This is a genomic window from Nostoc sp., assembly GCF_035638895.1.
Taxonomy (GTDB): domain Bacteria; phylum Cyanobacteriota; class Cyanobacteriia; order Cyanobacteriales; family Nostocaceae; genus Nostoc.
Genome location: NZ_DASQZC010000224.1, coordinates 1 through 23688 on the forward strand (window position 1 = coordinate 1; position 23688 = coordinate 23688).

The following is a 23688-nucleotide window of genomic DNA, read 5'->3' on the forward strand; positions in this document are numbered from 1 at the left end:
TTTCCAACTTTGGTATAAACTTTGTTACCATACATTCTACTCTGGGCCTTTTTATTCTTACAAATCAAATAGGATTACTATATATCCTTTCAAAAATATAACTTCTGTACTTTGTAAGTATTGATACTAAAACTTCAATAAAAGATATTTTTAGGAATTCTGCCAAATTGCCAAATAAATTACCTCTTATCTGAATCATTGTCTCATTTTCAGGTACTATAACATTAGTACAATTAAAAAAAGTTAGCTTTAGTATCTATTCCAAATTAGGTTTAATAGCTATAGTACTAATAATTTTTACTTCAGATAAAAACTTCCCCTTTCTGAATAAACGCCTTCTCAGATAAGGGCTATTCTTAAGGAATTTTTACATTATGATTGCTACGTTAATTGTAGCTTGGATTATCTTCATAATATTGTGGAAGTTGTTGAAAGCAACCTTGAGTAGTGCATTAACTATTGCCGCGATCCTGATTTTATTAAATATTAGTTTTGGCATTACCCCACAAGATATTTGGCATCACATAATGCAGTTTACGCAAACTTTATCACAGCTTCAAAACGGCAAGTAAAAAATTGAAGAAGAATTCAGAAGTCAGAATTCAGGAATCAGAATCAAGACGCTTTCTACGACACAATAAAAGCGAACGCTATCAGTCGGGGATTCAGACCCGCGACTGAATTGTTGCACAACTAAATCTTTTCTTTCAGAGACGCAGTTACGTTCGATTTAGTGTGGATATTTAACCCTTGATTCAGAGGTTGTTTGAAAAGTATTTCACTGTGACTTTAGATACTTTTAGATCCCCCCTAACCCACGCCAGTCGCTCCACTTGGGGAGACCCCAAGACCGCGCTGGCTCCCCTAAAAAAGGGGGGAACCGGAGTCAAAGTCCCCCTTTTTAAGGGGGATTTAGGAGGATCTAAAACTTTTGATACCAACAAGAGGACTTTTCAAACATCCTCTCAGACGCTCCTACGGACGCTCGTTCCTCTCTACGAGACGCTACGCGAACGCTATGCGCCAGTCGCCCAAAATTCATTTTGTTAGCGGATAGCTAAGGTTTAGCCCATTTTGGCTCCTGACTCCTGAATTCTGTTTTGATAAAATTTTCAACATTGAAGCAAATCGTGTCTGCAACTTTTGTTAATCAATTTTTATTTAATGCTGAAATTTTAGCAAATGCATCCTTAACACTCGGCGGTAGCTGACGCATAATTTTACCTCTTTCGCTATCTAAAGCTACTAAAGTCACCTTGGCAGTAACGTACAATTGCTGCCCATCAGTTGAGACAATGGCATAATCCCAATTGATTCGCACACCAGTCACCTCAGCCATGCGCGTTTTTACTAACACTGCCATACCCAATTTAATTGAGCTGTGATAGCGCACCGACAGTTCTACTACTGGTAAATCGCAACCTATAGCGGCTAAATCAGCAAATTCAATCCCTATAGATCGTAAGCATTCAATCCGTGCTTCTTCCATCCAAGCTATATAGGAACCGTGCCAGACAACACCTGCATAGTCAGTGTGGTGAGGTTGCACTCTGACAGGATATTCAAACCAATTTTCAAATTCCGGACTTGATGAATTGTCAAGGGCGCTGGTTGGTGGTAGTTTTGGTTGGCTAGGTTTTTCTTCTGACATCTTCAAATTCCTCAGCACCTATAAATAAATTTTCCAAATTATTGAATAGCATAAAAATTAATTGCACTGCCGGACTTATTGATTTAATATTTACCTTCCCGAGTATAGGGAGTGTTTTGTTATGCAGCCTAATCTCCGGTATGTGGGCGTTGTTACTTTGACTCTACTTAGTTTACTAGGTTTTGGGATGGCATACCCAGACAAGAATCAGGTAAGCACAAATGCAAAGTTAAGGTACGACTCTGGAGAAAAAGCTCGCTTGAATCCATCAGCGCTGAAAACCTCTATCAAACAATTGGTGCTTTCCGCCAAGCTTTAATCAATCCCAGTCGAAATATCAAAGCACCTGCACACCAATTGTATGACTGGCTAATTAAACCAATAAAAAAAGACCTAAAGCTATCAGGTAAACAAACTCTGATTTACGCTCCAGATGACCAGTTACGCTATATTCCTTTAACTGCTTTATATGATGGCAAACAATGGCTAGTGCAGCGCTTGGCTGTCAATCATATTACATCTGCCAGCCTGACTAACTTAACTTTTAGACGATGCCTTTAGCCCCAAAGCTACTGTACCCCAAATGGATGATTATACAATTGTCCATTTAGCTACTCATGCAGCCTTTGTCGTCGGTAAACCAGAAGATTCGTTTATTTTATTCGGGAATGGCGATCGCGTTAACTTTACAAATGTCGGCACTTGGTCAGCGAGAAAATTCATTAAAAATTCATAATTCATAATTGATAATTCATAATTGCGTTATACAAATAGATTTAGTTCCAATCACAATGGGGTTGATTGCTTGATAATTGCAAGTTCTTTTAACCTGGCTTTTAATTATGAATTATCAATTAGTAATTACTAATTATCCTGTGCGTTTTACTAATCTTCCAGCTAAAGGCTCAGAATCCGGCTCGTGACGTTTTGGCAGATACAAAAAAATATGCGATGGGCCAGCCGCCAATCACTTAATGGTAATGGAGAACAGGTAAGAGCGATCGCTAATTAAGCCACCATTACCAATAATCAATTTCTAATTTGCCATCGACCTTTGGAACCTTAATACTTCTTGGCAAGAGTTTTAGAGCCTGTATCGGTTTGCATAGATTGCTTGACAAGATCAGCCAGATCGTCTAACTGGCTAATCGCCTCTGCACCTTCTAGCTTCATTAATTCGCGGTCATCCCGCATTTCCGTCCAAGTAATCCCGTAATCGGACACCAAAAACCGAATCAGGTGGTTATCACCCAGGCTAACCATAAACGATGCACTATTCATTTGATCGCCACAGGTGTAGCAGGATGCAGGATATCCGCGCCGTTCTAATACAACCGCCAAGGCTTGCAGGTTCATTACCAAGTCTTGGACGAATTGTCGATGTTGATGTGCTAGTCTCAGAAACACTTTTGTCCTCCAGACACCACAGTAATTTGAGTTTCTTTTATATTTTCTTTAGATTTTCTCATCCACTGGTATTGTAGACTATTCAATACAATTAGCAGACAGATGATATTGAGTCGTTAATTGACTACCTTGTTTAGGGTAGTAGATTAAGTTTTTGAGCGCCGTATCAAACTATTCAGTTTGCAAATTAAAAATCTCGGACAGAATTTCTAAATTTAACTATATCTTTATACACTTCTGTCAGGGTAGATTCTTACAAGAAGCGATCCGCTTTAAGAGTAACTTAAATCTAGCACTAGTCAACTACAGAAAAGCTACATATTCCGCTTTTATTGGCAACGTGCAGCCTAAATGAGTGTTATTAGAGGTTATAACGTAGTTTTACATCGTTATAGTGTCTTTTTTAGATGTTTGCTCTGTCCTCTTTCTAACGTAGATTTTGGTATATGCAAAGGATTAAGTATACCAAATTTGCTCCTCCTGTATATATAAAGTTGAGCAGATAATAGTACAAATTTGATATTCAGTACTACAACCAGGTTAGTTATAGTTCTTTATACAAACTTTACGTAATTAATAAATAAGTCTGAGTAGAGAATCCACAATAGATAAACCCAACACTGACAATACCTAAAGTCAGCACAGCAATGTTGCCATTTAGGCAATATTTTCAAATATTTTGGGATTATCTTCAAAACAGTTCTACGAACCAAAGCACAGCAATTTGGAAAAGGCAAACTTCTGCCACAGTGTACGGGGGGAAAAGCTTTGCTGACAAGGATTTGAAGGTAATAATGCCAAACCTCGTTTTTGCTATTCCCCTTTTTCGAGGGGACGTAGAAAAAACCCCAGATATATTTGAAGTTTTCTATACCTGTGCAGTCAATGATTCCTTTGAACGGGAATATAGTTTTCAAGACAACCCGCGTCAAGTAGCATTAGAAACGATTACTGAACAGTATTTTAGCCATCCGCAAACTTTACCATTATTACGTGACAGAGATGCAAATGACCCAGATGAGCAAGTGCGTGAGTTTGCGAAAAAAAAGTTGGCAGAGTTAGGGTGATATTTATTTATTTCTTAAAGGAAATTGTGGCGATCGCTTCTGAGCAACCTAAGATTTAGTAAACCGAAAATGCTACGTCTAAAGCTAATTAGCCAAGATCGTGAGGGAGGACAAAGTTATATCCGGCACTTTCGTGACCACCACCGGACGGACAAATACCTTTAGCGACGTATCCGTCATAATACATAGCTTGACACTTGTAGCAATATCGCCAATTAATTTGTGCGGTGGGTGTTTCCTCTACATCGTGTGGTAAGACAAAGTTAAATCCAGCAGCTACGTGACCACCACCAGCCGGACAAATACCTTTAGTTATAAATCCGTCAAAGAACAGGGTTTCACACTTATAACAAAATCGCCAATTACCTTGATCTTTTCCTGTTTCTACAAAACCGTATGGTAAGAAAAAGTTATACCCAGCAGCTTCGTGATAACTACCAGCAGCACAGACACCTTTATTTGAGTAGCCATTAAAAAACATCACATTACATTTGAAACAGAATCTCCAATCTTTTTGTTTTCCAGAAGATTGAGCTAAAACAACGTCAGTAAAATTACTAAATAAAGCTGTAGTTGCTGCTGCGCCAATAAAGCCACAACTAGTCTTCAACAATTGACGGCGAAAAACTTTATGAGACATAATACCTCTTGAAAAATTATTTTTTTAATTCTTACTAAGATGTCATTTATCTTCGTACTGCTTGGATCATTTATGCTTTAGTTAAACTAAGAACTTAACTGAATTTTTTACAAAATCTCGATTTTAAGTAAATTGATTTGAATAAATCCAAATTTATAAGGATGTGTAAAGTTATATGTTGTTTATTTAACTTATGTTTTCCTATACTTGGCTTTAATCCCACCAACATCCTTCCTACTGAATAAATATATATAAATTCTTGAAAAAGCAAAAGTTATTGATATCTTTCTTTGAAAATCTTCAATTTTTGATAAGTAATTAGGAACAACACCCCTTAAATAAATTCAGCCATTTCAAAAAACGTAGTCGTGCTAGGCGACAGCCGAGAACATGGAAATTAGAACATTTAGTCTCTGTACTATTATCCTAAGCGCTATGGCGGTTGCTATATTTTAATTTTTATCTCGTTTAAGTAAAATACCTTGACAGATTTACTGCCAAGGTATTTTATCACTTACTTACTAAACATTACTTGTAGTGCTAACAAGTTTCTCCCCTTTCAACATCCGCGCCGCAGCTTCAAGTAGAGCTTCTTCGAGATAAGGCTTGGTAAAGTAGCCACTAGCACCGAGTTGCGCTGCAATTTGTCTGTGCTTGTCTGCACCTCGTGAGGTGAGCATGGCGATCGGTAAGTGGTTGAGGTTAGAGTCTTTCTGAATGCGAGAGAGTAACTCCAGACCATCGCAACGGGGCATTTCGATGTCGCAAAATACGATATCGCAAGGCAGACCAGAGCGGAGTTTATCCCAAGCTTCCTGTCCATCACGCGCCTGTTCTACACGATAACCTGCCTTATTAAAGGTTAAGGAGAGTAACTCTCGGACTGTAATCGAGTCATCGACGATTAGCACTGTCGGGTCAATCTTCGCAGGAGAGGTGTCTACAGGAATTCCTTTCTGTTGCCAAGAATTACCACCAATTTGTGTAGAAATCCGTCCTTGGAAGATGTCAATTATTTCTAGTACGTCAGCAATGGGCATAATCCGACCATCACCCAGGACTGTTGCACCTGCTACACCAATGGGTTTAGGCGCTGGGCCTTCAAACTGCTTAATTACAATTTCTTGTTCGCTCAATACTAGATCAATCTGTAGAGCAATTAGGGTATTTGCCGATCGCACCACGACCACAGAAACCATATCATCATCTCTAGTGCCGCCATAAACATTACCGCGACTAATTTGGCGATTGAAGGTTAAAAGTTCCTTCAGGGGTCGGAATGGCAGCACCGTATCGCGCCAGGAAATAAATGATTCCCCATTGGCATCGTGCTGGATATTTTTGACTGGTATATCCAGCGTATCTTCTACACCGTCCATTGGGAAAGCGATTCTGGCTCGATCAGAGACGCAGCAGAGAGCTTTACAAATACTTAAAGTCAGTGGCAGACGAATGGTGAAAGTGGTTCCCTTTCCGATCGCAGAATCGGTGTTCACTGTCCCCCGAATTTCGCTAATCTCCGAGCGTACTACGTCCATACCCACACCACGACCAGAAATTTCATCTGCTTGGTCTTTAATTGTAAAACCAGACTGGAACAGCAGATCGTAGACTTCTAGGCGAGACATGGCTTTAGCCTGCGCTTCTGTAATCATGCCAATCTTCACCGCCTTAGCCTTAACCCTTGCTGAATCGATGCCTGCGCCATCATCGCCTACAGAAATGATCGTTTGGTTGCCTTGATGGAAGGCGCGGATAGTAATGATTCCTATGGGTGGTTTTCCAGCAGCTTGCCTTTCTTCTGGCGTTTCAATGCCGTGAGCGATCGCATTATTCAGCATGTGAGTTAACGGATCGGTGAGATGATCTAAAATCATCTTGTCAATTAAGGTATCGCCACCTTCGATCACCAACTCTACTTGTTTGCCACACTTAATGGCGTTGTCGCGCACTCCTCGCCGCCAGCGATCAATAGTTTGGGCAAAAGGCACCATTCGCGCTCTTGTTAATCCCTCTTGTAGCTGGGTGGTAACTTGGCGGAACTGCCTTGCTACGCGCTCGGTTTCTTCGGTAACGAAATCAATGTCACTTGCCGACTCACGCACTCGCACAATGCGTTCAATCATCTGCTGGGACAGGGTATGGAAGGGAGTAAAACGATCCATTTCTAACTCGCTAAAACCCCTATCGGCATTGGAATCAGGCGCTTGGAAGCCGGAGTCTTTCTTTTTGCGTCCAGCTAATAGAGAAGCTTCTAGTAGCGATCGCTCGTACAACTCCTGCATTCTTGCGCCCACATCCGAGAGTTGTTGTACCTGAATCAGCAAGTTATCTAATGACTGCCTCAGCCGTTCATGATCCTGCTCTAAGGTATTGCGATTTACCACCAACTCCCCAACTAAATTACTCATATCGTCCAGTTGCTTAACTGGAACCTTCATCGTTTCTTCAAATCTCGCAGCCCGACGAGTAGAGGGACGGGTAGTTTTGTTAGCGTTAGATTTTACTGATGGTGAATGGGATATTGTTTGATCCGCTTCTGCCAGCAACTTCTCCAAGTCACCAAATTCATCTATAGATGGTAATGGAATGACATTTTTTGCTAGGACTGGTTGAGTGTTGAAGGGCTGGCGTTGGCGTAGTCCTTCGTTGGCATCGCTGGCGCTATCTGTACCTAGCAATTCTTCCAGCGCTGCAAAATCTACTTCTGGTATCTCCCTAGCTTTGAGGTTAAGTGGTACTTCCTCTCCTAGTAATGCTTCCAAGTCGGCAAAATCATCTTCTGGAACAACTACTTCAACGTTTTCTGTCGTTACCAATTCTTCACTTGAGGTAACAATAGCGTTTTCGCCCTCTGACACTGGTACAGATTCAGATGTATCTGCTAGATCCCACAAATCGGTTTCTACACCTTCCTGAATAACCGTTTGCGTATCAATTGTTGTCGCACTTTCTCCTAATTCCTGGTTTTCTGCTTCTAATAGAGCAGTTTCTGTAAACAAGAAATCATTTGCCAAACCCAGCTCTGTATCTTCATCTGTGTTTTCTGGGAATTCAAAGGCAGTTTGTAAGTTATTGTTCGGCTCAGAATCTGAAGTTTCACCAAAACTGTTATCTAGAGAATTTTCTATAGTCGATATATCCAGATTATCTGTAGTTTCCATCTGAATATAGGTAGATGTAGCGACATCCTCAAACAGCAGTTGCGGGTTTTCATCGAAACCGAACAAATCATCTGGCTGTGTTTGAAGTAATGCTAAATCTGAAGTTTCTCCAAAACTGTTATCTAGAGAATTTTCTATAGTCGATATATCCAGATTATCTGTGGTTTCCATCTGAATATAGGTGGATGTAGCGACATCCTCAAACAGCAGTTGCGGATCTTCATCGAAACCGAATAAATCATCTGGCTGTGCTGGAAGCGATCCTAAATCTGAAGTTTCTCCAAAACTGATATTTTCTATAGCCGATACATCCACAGTATTATCTGTGGTTTCTATCTGAATATAGGTGGAGTCGGGAGCAACATCTTCAAATAGCAGTTGTGGATTTTCATCGAAACCGAATAAATCATCTTGCTGTGCTGGAAGTGATGCTAAATCTGAAGTTTCTTCAAAACCGATATTTTCTATAGCCGATACATCCACAGTATTATCTGTGGTTTTCATCTGAATATAGGTGGAGTCGGGAGCAACATCTTCAAACAGCAGTTGCGGATTTTCATCAAAAGGGTTGAATGAATCAAGTTCCAGATAAACAGCAGATATCTCTGCTGGCTGATTAGTAAATTCTGGAACAAAATCTAAAGCTTCTGGTTGTTGCGATCGCTTGATAATTTCTTCCCCTAGATGCTGCGCCAACAAAGGCGTTTCAGGCGCGGAAGGCTGTATGCGATCGTTGATTGCAGGGGAAATAGTTGAGTTACTCGGTGCTAACTCATCAAAGAAATCATCTCCAGAATCTGATGATATCAAATCTAGGTGTTGCTCCTGGAAATTGATATCAAAATCTTCTTCTATGTCAAAAATGGCTATAGGAGAAGGTATTAGCTGCTGGCTGTCGGCAAAAATGTCATTAGTTGCAGCAAACAAACTCTCCTCTAAAGCCCTTTCCACATTTTGCTCAATTAAAGAATCGAATTCGTCCTGTTCCTCTGTGCTTTCTTGGTTCCAGAAGTTGCTCAGATCATTTTCTGATTGAGAAAACTCTGGTGCTGTTACAGGAGATATATCAAATAAATCACCGAGTTCTGATTCGCTTGTAGGTAGTAGTGACTGTTCTTCCGTTTCAGCAAATAAGCTGTCTAGAGACAAGCCTGTTTCCTGGGGTAATTCTATGTAGTCACTAGGAGTAATTTCTTCTACCCAATTTGCATTTCTAGTTTCTAAGAATAAGTTATCAAAACTGTTTTGTTCGTTGGTAGATAGTTCTACAGAGGCGTTTGCCTCAGTTTCTGGTTGAGTTACTTCGCCCGTAGGTAATAGTTCGACATCATCATCTAGTGCCAGTGTCAATAAATCTTCAACGACATCGTTTTTGTTGACATCAGGAGGCAGGTTTGTATCACTAGTATTAATAATTTCTTGTAAATCCTGGGAAGAAGAGTCTAAATTTATATTAAGTACGTTAATATCGCTTAACTCTAAAGTCGTAACAGATGCTTGTTGATTTTGCGATTCTGAATTCTCTTTTTCTAGGAAATTTTCGCCAAATAATAGGGATAAATCTTCTGTCGTGGTTGTAGTTGTTGGCTGCTGCTCGTTACTTGTCTCTTCATCAAAAGAGAGGAAATCGGATAAATCGCTATTAGCATCCTCAGTGTCTGTGCTGTTGAAATCAATCCCAAAATCATCGGTGGCAGCAATATCTAAGATTTCTTCTTGATGCCAGCTTTCATCTAGTTCGGGAGTATTTCCGTCAAATAAATCAGCAAGGGTATTTAACTCAGCTATTCCTACCTCTGGCCCATTGTGGTCAAGATTGCTACTGATTGGATGTACTTCGTCATGTGTGGTGAAACTAAGACTAGTGTGAGTAGTAGCGTTTAATAGTGCCCCTTGTTGAACATAAGCGCGATCGCCCTTGACGTTGGCGTAACCAGATTCTCGCGGACTCGCTAAGGCTGCGCGATCGCTAGTATCCTCTTCTAAATTAAGTTCTTCACTTGTCTGGGCTAGGTTAGTTATGACTAACGGCTCGGTGTTATCAGATAAAATTGCCTCTGACGCAGTTGATGATTCTGTCAAAGACACAGACTGTTCGTTAAACAAATCTGTGGTAACTTCTAGCAACTCAATTTCTGCAAAGTTCAAAAGCGCTTCTAGTTGCTGACTAATTGTAATTTCAGCTTCTCTACCTTGTAGGACTAATTCTTGAGCTTGCTTGATTTCGGTAATAACAATTTTAGCTAACGTCAGATAAGTATTTTCGGGATTACCGATCGCACTGGCTGCTGCTTGACACAAACCACACCACTTGGACAAGTTCCAAGTTTCACCAAGTCTGACTAACTGGTAACAGCATTGCTGAAGGTTTTGTCGAGTTGAGGGTGTTGTTGTTTGCTTAAACAGTTGCAACATTTCCCGCAGTCTTTGCAGCACCTGGGCTTGAAATTCGCCCCAATTATTATTTTCTTTGGCACTGAGAGGCGATAGCGCAGCGTTAGCGAGTCCGCGAGCGTCTCGCACCTCTTGGGGCGCTACCGACAAAGATATTTCTGGAGATTCCTGATGGGTGTCTTCTGCCAAACTGGAAATATCTGGTCGCAGGAAAATTTCTGTAAGTGTGGAGATATTCTCTACAGAGGTTGTCTTTAGTTGGCTTGTACTATCTGATCCACCTTTTGCTTGTTCTACAAGTAGTTCCAGATGCTGATATAGCCATTGAAAGACTGGCTCCGTTTCTGACATCAAAGTATTAGCTGCATCTTCAGAAAGACCATAAGGCCCGCTCAAATGCTCTAACAGTGATTTCAGGGTATCAGATACACCGAGAAATAAAGACTCTAACTTTTGGTCAATCTGAACCGGATTATCTTTGAGAACTTTAAAACAATCTTCCAGACGGTGAGAGGTATGCTGGATGCTAGTCAATCCAAGCATCGCCGCTCCTCCTTTGATGGAGTGAGCCGCCCGGAAGACTTCACTGATCATTTCCGGGTCGTTCAGGGTACCCTCTAAATTCAGCAAGCCCTGCTCAATAGTATTCAGGTGATCCCTGGCTTCTTCGATAAAGTAACCCAAAATCCGCTGTTGTTGTTCCGGCAGCATAGTTTTTTAGTCATTAGTCATTGGTCATTGGTCATTGGTCATTAGTCATTGGTCATTAGCAAATAAGAAAGGACAAAGGACAAATGACAAATGACAATTTATCTGGTTTCTGTAGTTTCCACTCGGAAACGTTCAACGGAGGCGATTAAGTCACGGGATACACCTACTAAGTGTTGTAGGGCGCCTGACACTCGCTGTGCTTCCTGGGAAGTTTCTTGGGCTGTGAGTTCTACTGATTGCATTACATGAGCGACAGCGCGGGAAGTTTCAGTTTGTTCCACAGTGTCGCTGGTAATCGAACGTACAAGAATATCGATGCGATTCGCTACTTGAATAATGTTTTCGAGCGATCGCTTGGCTTCTTCTGCCAATTTTGTACCTTTAATTACTTGTTGTGTGCCTTCTTCCATCGCGGTCATTACAGAGCCTGTTTCGCTTTGGATTTGCATCACAATTTGTTCAATTTCCTTCAAGGATTTAGCAGATTTGTCTGCTAACTGGCGCACTTCGTCTGCTACGATCGCAAACCCACGTCCAGCTTCTCCTGCCCTTGCCGCCTCAATACTAGCATTGAGTGCCAGTAAGTTTGTTCTGGAAGCAATTTGGGAAATCAACGCCACAATTTTAGAAATTTCTTGGGAAGATTCCGCTAACCGTTTCACTTTTCGAGTGGTTTCGGCAACGGTTTCTCGAATTTCCAAAATCCCCGCCACGGTATTTTCTACTGCTTCTCCACCTTTGAGAGCGATCGTACTAGCATCACGCGCAACCGTTTCAGCTTCCCGCGCCGCCTCTGCTACCCGTTGAATCGAGTCAGTCATTACCTGTACAGAATTTAGCGTCACCGCCAACTCTTCTGCTTGGCGCAAAGCATCACTAGATAAGGCTCTAGCAAAGGTTTCGGAATTGGTTGCACCTTTTGTCACATCCTTCGCCGCCACTTTTACCTGTTGCACAATATCCCGCAGGTTTTGAATTGTCAGGTTAAAAGCATCAGCTACCGCTCCCAATACGTCGGCTGTGACTTCAGCTTGGACTGTTAAATCACCTCTAGCAGCACCTTCCACATCATCTAAGAGGCGAATCACCTGGCGTTGCAGGTTTTCTTTGGCTTCCTCTTGTTCATCAGCTTTCCGTTGGGCTTCACTTGTAGTCGTGAAAATTACCCGCGCCATTTCATTAAAACCAGTGGATAAATGGCCCAATTCATCTTCGGAAAACACTGTGGCTTGAGCATTCAGATTTCCTTGACGTACAGCCTCAAACTGAGCTTGGAGATCATTAGTGGTGCGCCGAATTTGTTTGAGTGCAAGATTCCCCATGACACCTGCGGTAGCAAAACCTGCAATCCCAGCTGCAAGCGACATTGCCCAACCTGTGTTTCGTACTGATTCTCGTTGTTGGGCTGGCGAGAATGTGGTGGCGACAAAGCTAACTGTGGCTACAACCAGCGCCGAGACAATGCCCACACTTCCAGCAATTAACCATTGTTTCCTTTCTATGGAGGCATTTTCTAATGGTGCTAACCATCCTTGCTCGACACTGACGTTAGGTTCTAGTTTTGAGACATCTGTTTGGTTAAAGACTGGAACTTCTTCATGGGAACCAGTCATTGTGAATAGTTCCTCTTCGCGATCGCTGGCTGCACTACTCGCAGAAGCCTCTACAGATGGAGAACGTGTACTGCCACTAGTTTCTAATGGAGCAGAATTCATTGCTAGATCGCCGAAGTTAGAATCTCCTTCGAGCAGGTCAAACCCTGGAATATTACCTAAATCATCAAATTCCTCAAAGTCATCTAAAAATTCTATATTGCTCTTAGAATTTTCTCCATTCAGTATATTGTTTGAGTCTTCATAAGGGCTTAACCCCTCTGAGCCAAAGGCAGACTCAAATGCTTCCATATCAAAATTATCATCGTCATCAAAGCTATTTTTACCAATGATTTCGCCTGATTTAAACTGCTTGTCCTTTACAGGTAGATTGCTACTAAAAGATGAAGAATCATCAGATACATCCGGCACAAAGGCTTCTTCTGTAAATTTTTTCGGCTTCAAAGAATCATCGTGTGCTTCGGTTTTAGGCACATATTGACCCTTGTTATTTGTTGACGAACTATTTTTAAGTTCTTCTTGAACAAAAAGTAAAGTTTCGTCTCCCAAACTAGATTTTGTATATTCAAAGTTCCCATTACTAAGCTCTGGAGACTTTGGCTCACTCAACAAATCAGGAAAATTATTCTCGTTATTCCCAATTTTGGAATTAGAAGATGAAGAGTTATTATTGCCAATAGCTGAATTATTGTCATCAGAATTAATCTGATTATCTGAAAAGTGACTATTTACTAATAATTCTTCGTGGTTCTCTTCTGATACATCTTCCTGCCAGAAAGCAGGCAACTCTAATTCTGTTTTATCCTCAAAATTGCTGCTATTTAATTCTTGCTCCTGTAGTTCTTCATTGAACGCAAAAGGGTCGTCACCAAAAGCTGTAGAATAATCTGATATTTTTCCTGTTCCAATACTATCTTCTGTTGGTATATCAAATGGACTTTTTGAAGATAGCTCTTCAAGGCCATTTACAGCTTCTTGATGCTCTCCAAAAAAGTTCAAATCAAGGTTATCGCTGTCAAAATCCTCATTAGCGCCCAAATCTTCTAATTCTTGTTCGCTATCTGCCAGTGCATCAGACATCTCTGGGGAATTGATTTGCTCTTGACTATCTGATGTATTAATATCCCCACTGAATGACTGTAAATATTGATTGATATTCTCAATTCCATTATTGGCAAAACCAATAATTTCTTGATCGTCAGTCAAGTGTAATACCTTTTGATATTCTTCTTTTGCTACATCATACTGCTGTAAAACATAGTAGATGTGACCCCTTAACAAATGGGAGTTGGGGTCATTTGGTAAATTTTGCACCACTTGGTCAACTAAAGTGGCGGCAACCTCATAATTCCTTTGAACATAGGCGGTCATCGCCTGTTGATACGTTGGCTCGTAATTATCAATACTTGCTGCCATTTCCTCCTCCAATTTCATCCTGCCCACCTAGCACTCCGTAAAATTGCCATTTGATCGAGTAGTCGCAGACACTTATGGTTTTTAGCATCTAATAACCACTCTCCACGTAAAAAGGGAGCCATAGTATCTGGAACACTAGTTGTTGGCATGAGATTCTGGACATCCAACCAGTCCATGCCACCAATTTCTTCTACTGCTAAACCCACCATTGTGTCTTGCTCTTCAATGGCAATCACCGAAATTTCAGCTCTATCCGTGTTTAATGCACTTGTTTCCCCAAGAAATTGACCCAAATCAGCTACCCAAATAACTCGACCTCGTAAATTTAGAGTACCCAAAAGTAAAGGAGAAGCATTAGGAATCGGGGTGATTCTATCGGGACTTAGTTCAATTACCTCCCGAATGCCAGTTGCTTGTAGTGCAAACTCCTGATGCGAGGGAATGTAAAACCTCAAATGTAACTCACCTTCAGGACTTTCTACTTGTAATTCTGGTCGGAAATGGTCTTGACCACTGCCACTTAAAAAGTCCGGTTTGCTGACCATATTGCTTTTGTCCTTATCCTCGCAGCAGTTGTTTGACTGTTCCCACCAACTCGGTTGGTTGAAATGGTTTGGCTATGTAAGCGTCTGCACCCTGCTTCATGCCCCAATAGCGATCAAATTCTTCGCCTTTGGAAGAACACATAACCACAGGGACATTTTGGGTTTTTGGATCGGATTTTAAGCGCCTACAGACCTCGTAACCGTTCATTCGGGGCATGACAATATCCAATACCACTAAATCGGGAGGTGCTACTTGAATTGCCTCCAATGCTTCTAATCCGTCACTGGCATGGGTTACTGTTAGTCCAGTCGCTTTCAGGAGGTCTGTAATCATCTCCCTTTGCGCGATACTGTCTTCCACAATCAGAACTGTACTCATAAGTGTCTATTTACCCCCTGATGTAGACGTTCCTATTTGGAACATTCTTTGATTCCCCCACAAGTATTAACTGTATAAATTAATTGTATGTTCTCACTATTTTCCGGGATATTGACGTTTCACTAAGTAGCTGACTCTGTGATAACATCTTTTAACTGATCTTTTAGTAGATCAATAAATCTTGGATCACTTTATATACTCCATACCCCCTGAATTTGCGTTAGCGAATCATTGAGCGTCTTTTAGGTTTTAGATTGTTCAATCCAAAATCCAAAATCTATAATCTAAAATTATTCTGCCCAATTCCCAATGCCTTATTTTCATTGGTTGTTGATATATTTCTCGACGAGCATAAGTAACTCAGTGTCTGTAAATGGTTTTGTTAAATAATCTGTTGCCCCGACCATACTAGCTTTGACTCGATCAATAAATCCATCTTTACCAGTGAGCATGATAATCGGTGTGAGCCGAAATGCTCTTGAATGTCGCAGCATGGCGCAAACCTCGTACCCTTCCAATTCCAACATGGCAATGTCACATAAAATTAAATCCGGTTTGAGTTGAAAAACCAGACTCAGTGCCTCTAAAGGATTGGTGAGAGCGATCGCTTCATAACCTTGTGCTTGTAAGATGGAATTTATAGTCTCACCGATGGCGATCGCATCGTCAATACATACTATCCGCCCCCTGTGTTTTCCCTTCAATTCCCCGTCACCAGTGTCGGTATCTATTTTAGTAGTATATAAATATACTAATTGTAGCCAACTCTGTTGCACATAAGGATATATTGCCTTAGCCACTGTCAAAATGTCTCGGTTAAGATAGCGAGCCAATTGACGCAAGGATGTTTTCCCATCAGCCCAATGTTGTAGCTTATTTACGGTTGCTTCTGGTAGGGAGGATTGTAGGTGAACTTTGTCAGATAGCACTGGCAATTGTTCTGGAGACTGAATATGTGGATACAACTCCTTCCACTCTTGCACCTGCTTGGTAATTTTTGTAACAAATGGAGCAATCTCGAAAGTGTTTAATTGCGGGGCAAGTGCCGCACCCTGATGGAAAATGAAGTCCCCTTGGTGTAAACTCAGCAGGTCAAAGAGAGTTTCATGTACCAAGCCGTGAATGATACTACCAGCGATTTTGGGGTTGATAATATTCCGCTCTAAGAGCGCCCACAGATAGGCATACTCTGGCGCGTCGGTTGATGGTAAGGAGGCAATTTGTTTGTCGGTAAGTCGCATCTCGACTCGATAATGACGTAAATAATCACTAATTCTGGATAAACTACTCTCACCTTCTTGGCAATAGATAATTTGACCATTGAGGAAAAAGACGAACCAAGACTGTTGTTTGAGGCGATAAATGTTTGCTCCCTCTCCACCCAGTTTGTTGTTATGGTGAGAGCTAGTCGCTCTGACCCATAGTTGCCCAGTTCGTTGTCCCAACTTAATCAATTGCAGGATACTGCAAATATCAATTTCATTTAGATTTCCCTGCATTTATCTAAAAAATACTCCTTGTAATACCGTTAATATTATTTTTAAATGGGTTTGGGCTTAAATTGACTACGATCTGTTGCATCCAAAGGAGAACTGCTATAGATTCAGCTATAAAGTTTAATCTTTCGTAATACACTTTGACAAAGCTAGTGTTAACACGGAAGTCATCATCACTGTCATCAGTACAAAATATAAAGGCGCGACTGACTCACTTTTATAAATATCAAGACGTAATATCTCGCGTCTATAGTTTTGTCTGTCTTGTTTTCCTAAACTTCGGTTCAGTAAGACAAGTTAACAGAATTATTTAAGGTATATCCCAAAACATAAACTTTAAGTGCATCAATAAAGGACTAACGGTGTGCTGTATTTAGCAGAAGTACAAAAACAGAAGGGTGGTTTACTCAGTGGCAGTGGCAAAACTGAACTGAAACTACTGGCTTGTCAGCGAACTGACCAGAATTGGAATACTGTGTCGGAAGAAGTGATTGCAGCTGAGGAGGCAAGCAAATTAAATGATGGTGCTTTAGTACTGGTTGAACTGAATCCAAATCGTCAAGTGCAACGGATTCAAGAAGCAGGGCGGCCACTAGTCAACATTTTGCAGAATTTTTCCCGCCAATTGGAGAAATTTAAGCTCAAGGAAGATGAAATTGATCAGTGGAAGCAATCGCTGACATTTCAGGCGCAAGAGTTGAATCGCCGTGAAATGGACATGGAAGTACGCTCTGAACAGTTGCACAATATGGAGGATGAGTTGCAACAACTGGAGCAGCAAAAACAGGAAGTTGACACATCCCGCCAGGAAATTGAACGGTTACAAACAGAAGTTGAGCGCAACCGCCTAGAATTGGAAGGCGCTTGGGAGCATTTGCGGGGTGAGCAGCGCCGCCTGGAGGAACGTCTTGCAGATTTCCAACAGGGGACGGTTTTAGATGAGGATCAAAGTCGGGTAATGAGTGAATTACTCGATCGGTTATCTAGTCGTGTTGCTCCCACGGAAACAGTCAGAGAACACCTCCATCTGGCCTTTGAATTGGTCGAAAAGCAGCAAGCGACTCTTATCCCGCACTGGCAAAAATTGGAGGAGCAAAAAACTGCGATCGCACAACAGCAAGAAGAAGTCGAGCTATTGTCACAAACCTTTAGGGATCGCCAAAATGCATTGCAACAAGCACAAAATTCTCTAGTCCAGCACACAGCCCAATTGCAGATAAATACAGCAGACCTTAGCAGCAAGCAAGAGTATGCTCGGATAATCAAAGAGCAGCTACGAAACGCTGAAGAGTTATATCAACAAATTCACTCTTTGTCCGCGTCTGGTGGTGTAGTTATCGGCCAGCAAGCTGATGTGGAAGCTTTAGAGAAAATGCCTTTAGGAGAACTCCAAAAGATAGTCCAAGATTTGCAGTATAAGTTGGAAATAGACGCTACCTTTGTTCACGATCAAGAACAAGAATTGAAATATAAACAAGAAGCTATAGATGAACTGCAAAATAAATTAAATCACGCATCTGACCATGACCATATCAATTTGGAACTGGAACTAACAGATGAAAAAGACCTCTATCAGATGCTAAACTCCAGTTTGGTGGGACAACGCCGCAATATGTTACAGCATCAAAAGTTTCTCAAGCAACACCAAGCTGTATTGCTACGGCGACAAGGACATACTGTTGTTGATGAAGAAGAGGGTAATAAAGTTAATTTAGAACCGATTCTGTTACAACTTGAAACCCAGCGACAAGAATATTCACAGGAAGTGCAAAAGCTGGAACGTGAAATTGATCACATTCGTTCTGGTATTGAGCTAAATCAGGGAATGATTGAAAATCAAACTCACGATTTGGATGAAAAGCGCAAAGAACTGAAAGCGATGGAGGAAAACTTGCTATCCCTAAGAAGAACAACTGCTGAATGCTGTGGTCGAGTGAATCTTTATCAAGAAGCACTACAACCAATTCAAGATTCTTTAGATGGATTACGGCAGAAGCTACAAGGAATTGGAGAATCTTTAGAGCAATTCCAGCAAACTGGTGAGTATCAAGTCCAAGCGATCGCTCAGTTGCGCCATACTCTCCAAAGTTTAATGTCTCAGCCCGCATTACTAGCGTCTTAACAAGTTAGGAGTTAGGAGTTTGGAGTTATAGTGGTTCCCAGGTGCATAAAGTAGATGATATCAAAACCTCATCCCTAACTCCTATCCTTACTAACTATCCATTAGTTATAATTTTCGATTAAGCAGCTTATTAGGTTAGTTATAAGTAGCGGTAACCTGGCCCGTAAATGAATTCCAGTAAAGTGCGCCTCTTTGAAAAAAGCTAACTCGCTGTCCCGCAGTACCAACAGGTTGTTCGTCGGAAATTGGATAACCTAAGACGCTTCTTTCACGCCCCATACTTACCCATTTTAGCCGAATATCGCCATACACGGCATAAGCACCAATGCTCGGATGCCAATAGATTGATGCGTTATTCTCAAAATCATTGTATCGTCCTCCATTATCAGCAGGAAGCTCGTCGGTAATGGGATAGCCCAAGCCATTTTCCCGCCCAAGTTGATTCCACTTTACACCAATGTCTCCGTAGACAGCGTGTGCGCCCAAGTTGGGAAGCCAATAAATATAACCATTTTGGAACTCATTGTACCGTCCTCCTCTGGCAGCAGGCAGTTCATCGGTTGTAGGAGAACCAAGTGGGCTACTATAACCACCTAGGCTTACCCATTTATCATAAATAGCTCCGTAGATTGCTACTGCGTACACTGGCTGGTTTAGCACTAACGGAATCGTTACAACTGAAATCGGAACCACTGACAGGGCTGCAAGTGTTGATAATCCAAAACCAAGTTTTTTAAGTCTCATAAAATTTCCTTTGTATTTATGACCGTGATAGCAAACTGACCGTTATACTAAAAACCGGTTGGAGCTTTACTTTAAAATCGCTAAGAAATAAACAGGTAAAATTTGGTTTGCCCAGGCAAAAGTCCAACAATTAGCCGTTTTTAATATAGTTAAGATTATCTTATTTTATATTTTTGCTGTCTATACATAAAAAACCAGTGTTTTAACGGTTGTATCATTACCCAAAACTATGCATTCTCTGAAAACTATACTTATTAAGCCTTTCAGTCTTGTTTTAAGTATTTTGTCCTTTTATTAAGAAAGTTTTTAACTCAAATCTCAACACCCAAAACCGAAAAATCCAAACTTCAAACTCCTAACTCCTAACTATTTCAAACAGATCCAGTCGCCTTCTACTTGAGCGATCGCACCACCAGAAAATGGATCAGTTTGCGAGCAGGCATCAGCCCTAACTTATTTTTTTCGGGCTAAAGCCCAACTACGAACTACGAGCTTAGTTATTCGATAAATAAACTAGATTCTACATTAAAAAAATCTCCCAGCTTACGTGCTTGTTCTGTATTTATCTTCTCTTGCCCATTTAAAATATTATTAACCAAATCTTCTGTTCCTAAAACTGCTACTAAATCATTTCTACTTCTCTCAGATTCCTCTAAAACAAATAACAACATGGATACAGGATTATTCTGCTGGATTGGCTGATAATATTCCTGTTCAAACTTTTCAATTAAAGTAATTAATAACTGATAAAGTTCGTCTTGTTCTGGGGTGCGTTCCCGGTGCATTAAATCTTCTACTATCTTTAAAGCTTGCTCATTTTCAACTTCACTTTTTATCAGCTTGGGAAGATGAGCTGTTAATAATTCCTTGTATTTATCTGGATTAAAAGTAAGGGTCATCTTTCCAGTTCTCCTTATTATATTCCGCATGTGTGAGGATATATTTAATATAAATTAACTGTCCTTCATAATCTATACTAACAATCAAGCGATATTTATTTCCTTTAATATTGAATACTGTAAAGTTACCAACAGCTTCAGTTTTAATAAAAATTTACTGTACTTCAACTAAATTTGACCATTTCGCTTTAGTAGCAACGTTATACCAATTGCTTAATGCTTCCTGACAATCTGCATGGCTTGCTGCATATTCTCTTAAAATTCTAAAACTAATAATGTGCATCGTCCCTGATAACAAAAAGACTTTAAATAACTATTTCAAGCAGATCCAGTCGCCTTCTACTTGAGCGATCGCACCACCAGGAAATGGATCAGTTTGCGATCGGTTAGGCGCTATAATTAAGGCCGTTAATTTTTCAATGTGTTCAAAACTAGGAGCATCAGTCAGTATTTGCAGCAATACCTGACGCATCACGCGACGTTGCAATGCTAATGGTGCTTTCTGCAATACCCGACGATTTAAGCGTAAGGGGAGTGGGGAGTGGGGAGTGGGGAGTAGGGGAGAAAGAGAAAGAGGTAATTTTTCATCACCCATGCCCAATGCCTCTTCCCGCAACTGCTGGGCAGCTTTTTCTAAATATTCTACTTCTGCTTTGAGAAGTTCTGCTGTTTGGGCTAAGGCTGATTCTACTTGGGGATTGAAATTTTCGCGCAAATATGGTATCAACTCTTGGCGAATGCGGTTGCGGGCATATTGCAAATCTTGATTGGTGGAATCTTCCCAAATTGGCAATTTAAATTCTTGACAAAATTGCTCTGTTTGTGAACGAGTAATTTCTAACAGTGGACGCACTAGCATAATGCCTGTATTTAGGGGGCGTTGCCAAGTTAGGGCTTGTAAGCCATCAGCACCAGTACCGCGAATTAAGTTGTAGAGAAGAGTTTCGGCGCGATCGCTTGCGGTGTGTCCTGTAACTGTATATTGATAATTATTTGCTTTGGCGATCGCACTTAAAGCTTGATAGCGCCAATCGCGTGCAGCAGCTTCAGTATTTATAGGTTCGTTCGCTGTTTCTAAATAAAAGGATATATCCCAAGTTTTAGCTAAATTTTCGACGTGATGAGCATTAGCTTCGGAGTCAGAACGCCAACGATGATCGCAGTGGGCAATACCTAAATTCCATCCCCATTTCGATTGTAAATCTAAAAGTAATTTTATTAAACACAGGGAATCTTGTCCGCCGGAGACAGCGATTAATAGACGCTGGTTGCGCTCAAATAAGTGGCGCGATCGGATTGTGCGATGGATTTTCGCGTGTAGAGGAGTCCATACCATTCTTAGAACTTCTCATAGTTTTTGGATTTGACTTGCGGCTACAACTTGTTTAACAGTTAACGCCAGTTCGGGGAAAGTAGTAGAAATAATACGGTCATTGCCCGTAAACTTTTGAACTTGGTATTGACCCTCAACCAATTGGTAAACGAAAACCGTGGGGAGTTTGGGATTACCGAGATAAGCACGAGAAGCGATCGCTAGATAATCCACAATCCAATACTCAGGGATACCCCGCGCCAATTACGAAAATAGGTATATACCGTCTGCCACACGGGAAAGTCGCCGGGTAACGCTCGCCATCGGACTCCCTCAATTAGAACATAGAAGATGGCGTTGAGGACTTCCCACATATCGACTTCGCATTTGCGACCACCGGGTTTCGGTTCTGGAATCATGTCACTTAGAAATTCATATTGGGCGAGGGTAAAATTGCTGGGGTATGCTTTACTCATGTTGCTCTCTCGGTGCTGTCTACTTTCTATTCACAGCGTATACTGAGAGAGCTTTTTTACAACCTGTTAGACTTTTCAAACAACCTCTAATGATGATATCTTTGTCAGCAATATATTCAAGTCCCAAGCGTCTAATTTCATCATTGAAGGCAAGCATTAAAAATCTTGCGACATTCTTATGCGCTCTAGTTGGCCCCACTGGTATAATCTCTCCGTTGATCAGTTCGTAAATGCCACCATCAGGGTATTGCTCTAGAAACTCTTCAAAAGTTAGTTTTTTAACTGGAGTCCGAACCATATTGTTCACCTGCTAAAAAAGGACTTAAAGTAATTTGTAATTGATAATGACCCTCCTAAATTGCTAACGTAATTCGGAATTTTTGAAAGTCAGATTGATTCAATTTGGGCTTCCAGGTTGGAGTTTGTTGCTTTATTTTAGGCAATTCTTGCAACACAAAGTAAATAATTTTGCAATTCTCTCTGTTTCTGTGCGTGAACCTTATCCCCAATTCAACGCATAATATACAGAATCTTGTATAAATTCATAGGTGATTTAATGGCAGGAATTCAAGTCGGTATTGAGGGTGAAGGCGCACCAGCAGCAGCCGAGGCTTTGCTAGAAATTCCTGGAATATCGGGAAGCTATGAAGTTCCGACGCAAAGAGAGGGAACTTTGGCGGCTGTTGCTACTATTATTGGCATTGTGGGTGGTGCTGTGGCTTTAGCTGAACAAATCCGCAAATGGTATCAAGAATGGCATAAATCTCATCCAGGGAAGCAATTTGATGTGGTAATTCTTGACCCTGATACTGGAAACAGGATTTTACTCGAAGAAGCTACTATAGAGGAAATCACGGAAATCCTCAAATCTATCCCCCTTCTGTCACTTTCCGGGTATTCTGAATAAGAGAATAAAAAAAGAAAACCCTGAAAGGTAAGTAGGGCAATGGATGTAGAATTACAAATCCTCAAGCATTTGCCAAGAGATGCTCACGCAACAGTTGCCATCATAGATGAATATTGTGCAGAGTATAAAGACCTGTTTAAAGAAGTAAGAAATTATGAATGCTTCAAATATTTACATTTGGGAATAATGTCACCAATAAAAAGAAAATCGTTACCAGAGATAGCGAAAGCCATAAGTATAAACTCTGCACAGTCATTACATCATTTTTTTAGCGAATTCAGATTGGTCAGTAGAGGAATTAAAACAACGAAGATTAAATAAACTTAAATCTATCTCGTAAAATTGAACCTGAGTTACAAGAAAATAGTGATGCTGATTTTTCTAATCATCAACAATGGAATCATGAATCCGGATGGAAAAATACTTTAAATAATCTGCGTCTCATTGCCCAACCACTCTTACTATTTTGGTTGATTTATCCCTGGATACATATTTTCCCGAATTCTAATTTATTGCTGGGATTCAATCAATTAATTAGTGCAATGAACCAATTTAAACCCTCTTATGCTTCTGGATAATTTCATTTAGTTACTACTTGCTCACTCCGGAAAGTGACAGAAGAGGGATATTAATAAAGATATGGCTGCGGCAAGACTTGTGTGTACACCGTAGCCTTAAAGGAAGAGAGAAATAGAAGTGAGGTTTTTCAGATACCGTGAAAAGTCAGATCGAGGTAAGTCGAAAC

Annotated in this window: 17 protein-coding genes and 5 pseudogenes; 7 read left to right on the forward strand and 15 right to left on the reverse strand. The window is 40.8% G+C overall.

The features are described from left to right. Window positions 1-374 precede the first annotated feature (374 nt). On the forward strand, window positions 375-572 hold the full coding sequence (locus VE944_RS10670) for a hypothetical protein (protein WP_324976372.1): 198 nt from the start codon (window positions 375-377) through the stop codon (window positions 570-572). A 578-nt stretch (window positions 573-1150) separates the two neighbouring features. Here the strand turns inward: VE944_RS10670 and VE944_RS10675 are convergent. Then, complete coding sequence (locus VE944_RS10675) at window positions 1151-1651, reverse strand: acyl-CoA thioesterase (RefSeq protein WP_324976374.1); 501 nt, start codon at window positions 1649-1651, stop codon at window positions 1151-1153. A 121-nt stretch (window positions 1652-1772) separates the two neighbouring features. Between VE944_RS10675 and VE944_RS10680 the strand changes: the two genes are divergently transcribed. Both VE944_RS10680 and VE944_RS10685 read left to right on the forward strand, forming a co-directional pair. Then, entirely contained in the window at window positions 1773-1970 is a 198-nt protein-coding gene (locus VE944_RS10680) for a hypothetical protein (RefSeq protein WP_324976377.1), read from the forward strand. Beyond that, window positions 1916-2360, forward strand: a pseudogene (locus VE944_RS10685) (CHAT domain-containing protein); the annotation flags it as partial. The gene VE944_RS10680 and the pseudogene VE944_RS10685, both read left to right, overlap by 55 nt. Window positions 2361-2713: 353 nt before the next feature. Here the strand turns inward: VE944_RS10685 and VE944_RS10690 are convergent. Then, the gene (locus tag VE944_RS10690) at window positions 2714-3058 is read right to left on the reverse strand and encodes a DUF1815 family protein (protein WP_100898754.1); all 345 of its coding nucleotides are present in this window, start codon (window positions 3056-3058) and stop codon (window positions 2714-2716) included. Window positions 3059-3852: 794 nt separating this feature from the next. Between VE944_RS10690 and VE944_RS10695 the strand changes: the two genes are divergently transcribed. Continuing rightward, window positions 3853-4125, forward strand: a complete 273-nt coding sequence (locus tag VE944_RS10695; RefSeq protein WP_324976383.1) for a hypothetical protein — start codon at window positions 3853-3855, stop codon at window positions 4123-4125. A gap of 88 nt (window positions 4126-4213) precedes the next feature. Here the strand turns inward: VE944_RS10695 and VE944_RS10700 are convergent, their stop codons facing one another. From VE944_RS10700 to VE944_RS10725, 6 genes are all read right to left on the reverse strand, one after another. Continuing rightward, window positions 4214-4765, reverse strand: a complete 552-nt coding sequence (locus tag VE944_RS10700; protein ID WP_324976386.1) for a hypothetical protein — start codon at window positions 4763-4765, stop codon at window positions 4214-4216. Window positions 4766-5286: 521 nt separating this feature from the next. Further along, window positions 5287-11034, reverse strand: a complete 5748-nt coding sequence (locus VE944_RS10705; protein WP_324976391.1) for a hybrid sensor histidine kinase/response regulator — start codon at window positions 11032-11034, stop codon at window positions 5287-5289. A 98-nt stretch (window positions 11035-11132) separates the two neighbouring features. Next, the gene (locus tag VE944_RS10710; protein ID WP_324976394.1) at window positions 11133-14063 is read right to left on the reverse strand and encodes a methyl-accepting chemotaxis protein; all 2931 of its coding nucleotides are present in this window, start codon (window positions 14061-14063) and stop codon (window positions 11133-11135) included. A 14-nt stretch (window positions 14064-14077) separates the two neighbouring features. Beyond that, on the reverse strand, window positions 14078-14608 hold the full coding sequence (locus VE944_RS10715) for a chemotaxis protein CheW (protein WP_324976397.1): 531 nt from the start codon (window positions 14606-14608) through the stop codon (window positions 14078-14080). 13 nt (window positions 14609-14621) lie between these two features. Continuing rightward, window positions 14622-14987, reverse strand: coding sequence for a response regulator transcription factor (locus VE944_RS10720; RefSeq protein WP_012412195.1), 366 nt, complete (start codon window positions 14985-14987; stop codon window positions 14622-14624). A gap of 320 nt (window positions 14988-15307) precedes the next feature. Then, complete coding sequence (locus VE944_RS10725; RefSeq protein WP_324976406.1) at window positions 15308-16486, reverse strand: response regulator; 1179 nt, start codon at window positions 16484-16486, stop codon at window positions 15308-15310. 361 nt (window positions 16487-16847) lie between these two features. Between VE944_RS10725 and hmpF the strand changes: the two genes are divergently transcribed. Further along, window positions 16848-18605 carry a pilus motility taxis protein HmpF gene (gene hmpF / locus VE944_RS10730; protein WP_324976409.1) on the forward strand — a complete coding sequence of 586 codons (1758 nt, stop codon included), beginning with the start codon at window positions 16848-16850 and terminating at the stop codon, window positions 18603-18605. 135 nt (window positions 18606-18740) lie between these two features. On the opposite strand, the gene VE944_RS10735 is transcribed toward hmpF, so the two are convergent. From VE944_RS10735 to VE944_RS10765, 7 genes and pseudogenes are all read right to left on the reverse strand, one after another. After that, a complete protein-coding gene (locus VE944_RS10735) occupies window positions 18741-19349 on the reverse strand; it encodes an LGFP repeat-containing protein (protein ID WP_324976414.1) in 609 nt (202 codons plus the stop codon). A 497-nt stretch (window positions 19350-19846) separates the two neighbouring features. Further along, window positions 19847-20248, reverse strand: coding sequence for a helix-turn-helix domain-containing protein (locus VE944_RS10740; RefSeq protein ID WP_324976417.1), 402 nt, complete (start codon window positions 20246-20248; stop codon window positions 19847-19849). Beyond that, window positions 20232-20531: pseudogene (locus VE944_RS10745) on the reverse strand (type II toxin-antitoxin system HigB family toxin). Before VE944_RS10745 ends, VE944_RS10740 begins: the two are co-directional and overlap by 17 nt. A gap of 30 nt (window positions 20532-20561) precedes the next feature. After that, complete coding sequence (gene tilS, locus VE944_RS10750) at window positions 20562-21584, reverse strand: tRNA lysidine(34) synthetase TilS (RefSeq protein WP_324976419.1); 1023 nt, start codon at window positions 21582-21584, stop codon at window positions 20562-20564. Window positions 21585-21596: 12 nt separating this feature from the next. After that, window positions 21597-21815: pseudogene (locus VE944_RS10755) on the reverse strand (Uma2 family endonuclease); the annotation flags it as partial. 2 nt (window positions 21816-21817) lie between these two features. Beyond that, window positions 21818-22036 (reverse strand): annotated as a pseudogene (locus tag VE944_RS10760) (transposase); the annotation flags it as partial. Window positions 22037-22055: 19 nt separating this feature from the next. Continuing rightward, on the reverse strand, window positions 22056-22334 hold the full coding sequence (locus VE944_RS10765; RefSeq protein ID WP_324976422.1) for a Uma2 family endonuclease: 279 nt from the start codon (window positions 22332-22334) through the stop codon (window positions 22056-22058). Between the two features lie 258 nt (window positions 22335-22592). Between VE944_RS10765 and VE944_RS10770 the strand changes: the two genes are divergently transcribed. After that, window positions 22593-22943, forward strand: a complete 351-nt coding sequence (locus VE944_RS10770) for a hypothetical protein (RefSeq protein ID WP_324976424.1) — start codon at window positions 22593-22595, stop codon at window positions 22941-22943. Between the two features lie 39 nt (window positions 22944-22982). Next, window positions 22983-23521, forward strand: a pseudogene (locus tag VE944_RS10775) (hypothetical protein). Window positions 23522-23688: the final 167 nt, after the last annotated feature.

Excerpts from the sequence above, each read along its gene's own strand:
- VE944_RS10670 (WP_324976372.1), top strand. The coding sequence starts at position 375 with ATGATTGCTACGTTAATTGTAGCTTGGATTATCTTCATAATATTGTGG.
- VE944_RS10675 (WP_324976374.1), bottom strand. The coding sequence starts at position 1,651 with ATGTCAGAAGAAAAACCTAGCCAACCAAAACTACCACCAACCAGCGCC.
- VE944_RS10680 (WP_324976377.1), top strand. The coding sequence starts at position 1,773 with ATGCAGCCTAATCTCCGGTATGTGGGCGTTGTTACTTTGACTCTACTT.
- VE944_RS10695 (WP_324976383.1), top strand. The coding sequence starts at position 3,853 with ATGCCAAACCTCGTTTTTGCTATTCCCCTTTTTCGAGGGGACGTAGAA.
- VE944_RS10700 (WP_324976386.1), bottom strand. The coding sequence starts at position 4,765 with ATGTCTCATAAAGTTTTTCGCCGTCAATTGTTGAAGACTAGTTGTGGC.
- VE944_RS10705 (WP_324976391.1), bottom strand. The coding sequence starts at position 11,034 with ATGCTGCCGGAACAACAACAGCGGATTTTGGGTTACTTTATCGAAGAA.
- VE944_RS10710 (WP_324976394.1), bottom strand. The coding sequence starts at position 14,063 with ATGGCAGCAAGTATTGATAATTACGAGCCAACGTATCAACAGGCGATG.
- VE944_RS10715 (WP_324976397.1), bottom strand. The coding sequence starts at position 14,608 with ATGGTCAGCAAACCGGACTTTTTAAGTGGCAGTGGTCAAGACCATTTC.
- VE944_RS10720 (WP_012412195.1), bottom strand. The coding sequence starts at position 14,987 with ATGAGTACAGTTCTGATTGTGGAAGACAGTATCGCGCAAAGGGAGATG.
- VE944_RS10725 (WP_324976406.1), bottom strand. The coding sequence starts at position 16,486 with ATGCAGGGAAATCTAAATGAAATTGATATTTGCAGTATCCTGCAATTG.
- VE944_RS10735 (WP_324976414.1), bottom strand. The coding sequence starts at position 19,349 with ATGAGACTTAAAAAACTTGGTTTTGGATTATCAACACTTGCAGCCCTG.
- VE944_RS10740 (WP_324976417.1), bottom strand. The coding sequence starts at position 20,248 with ATGACCCTTACTTTTAATCCAGATAAATACAAGGAATTATTAACAGCT.
- tilS (WP_324976419.1), bottom strand. The coding sequence starts at position 21,584 with ATGGTATGGACTCCTCTACACGCGAAAATCCATCGCACAATCCGATCG.
- VE944_RS10765 (WP_324976422.1), bottom strand. The coding sequence starts at position 22,334 with ATGGTTCGGACTCCAGTTAAAAAACTAACTTTTGAAGAGTTTCTAGAG.
- VE944_RS10770 (WP_324976424.1), top strand. The coding sequence starts at position 22,593 with ATGGCAGGAATTCAAGTCGGTATTGAGGGTGAAGGCGCACCAGCAGCA.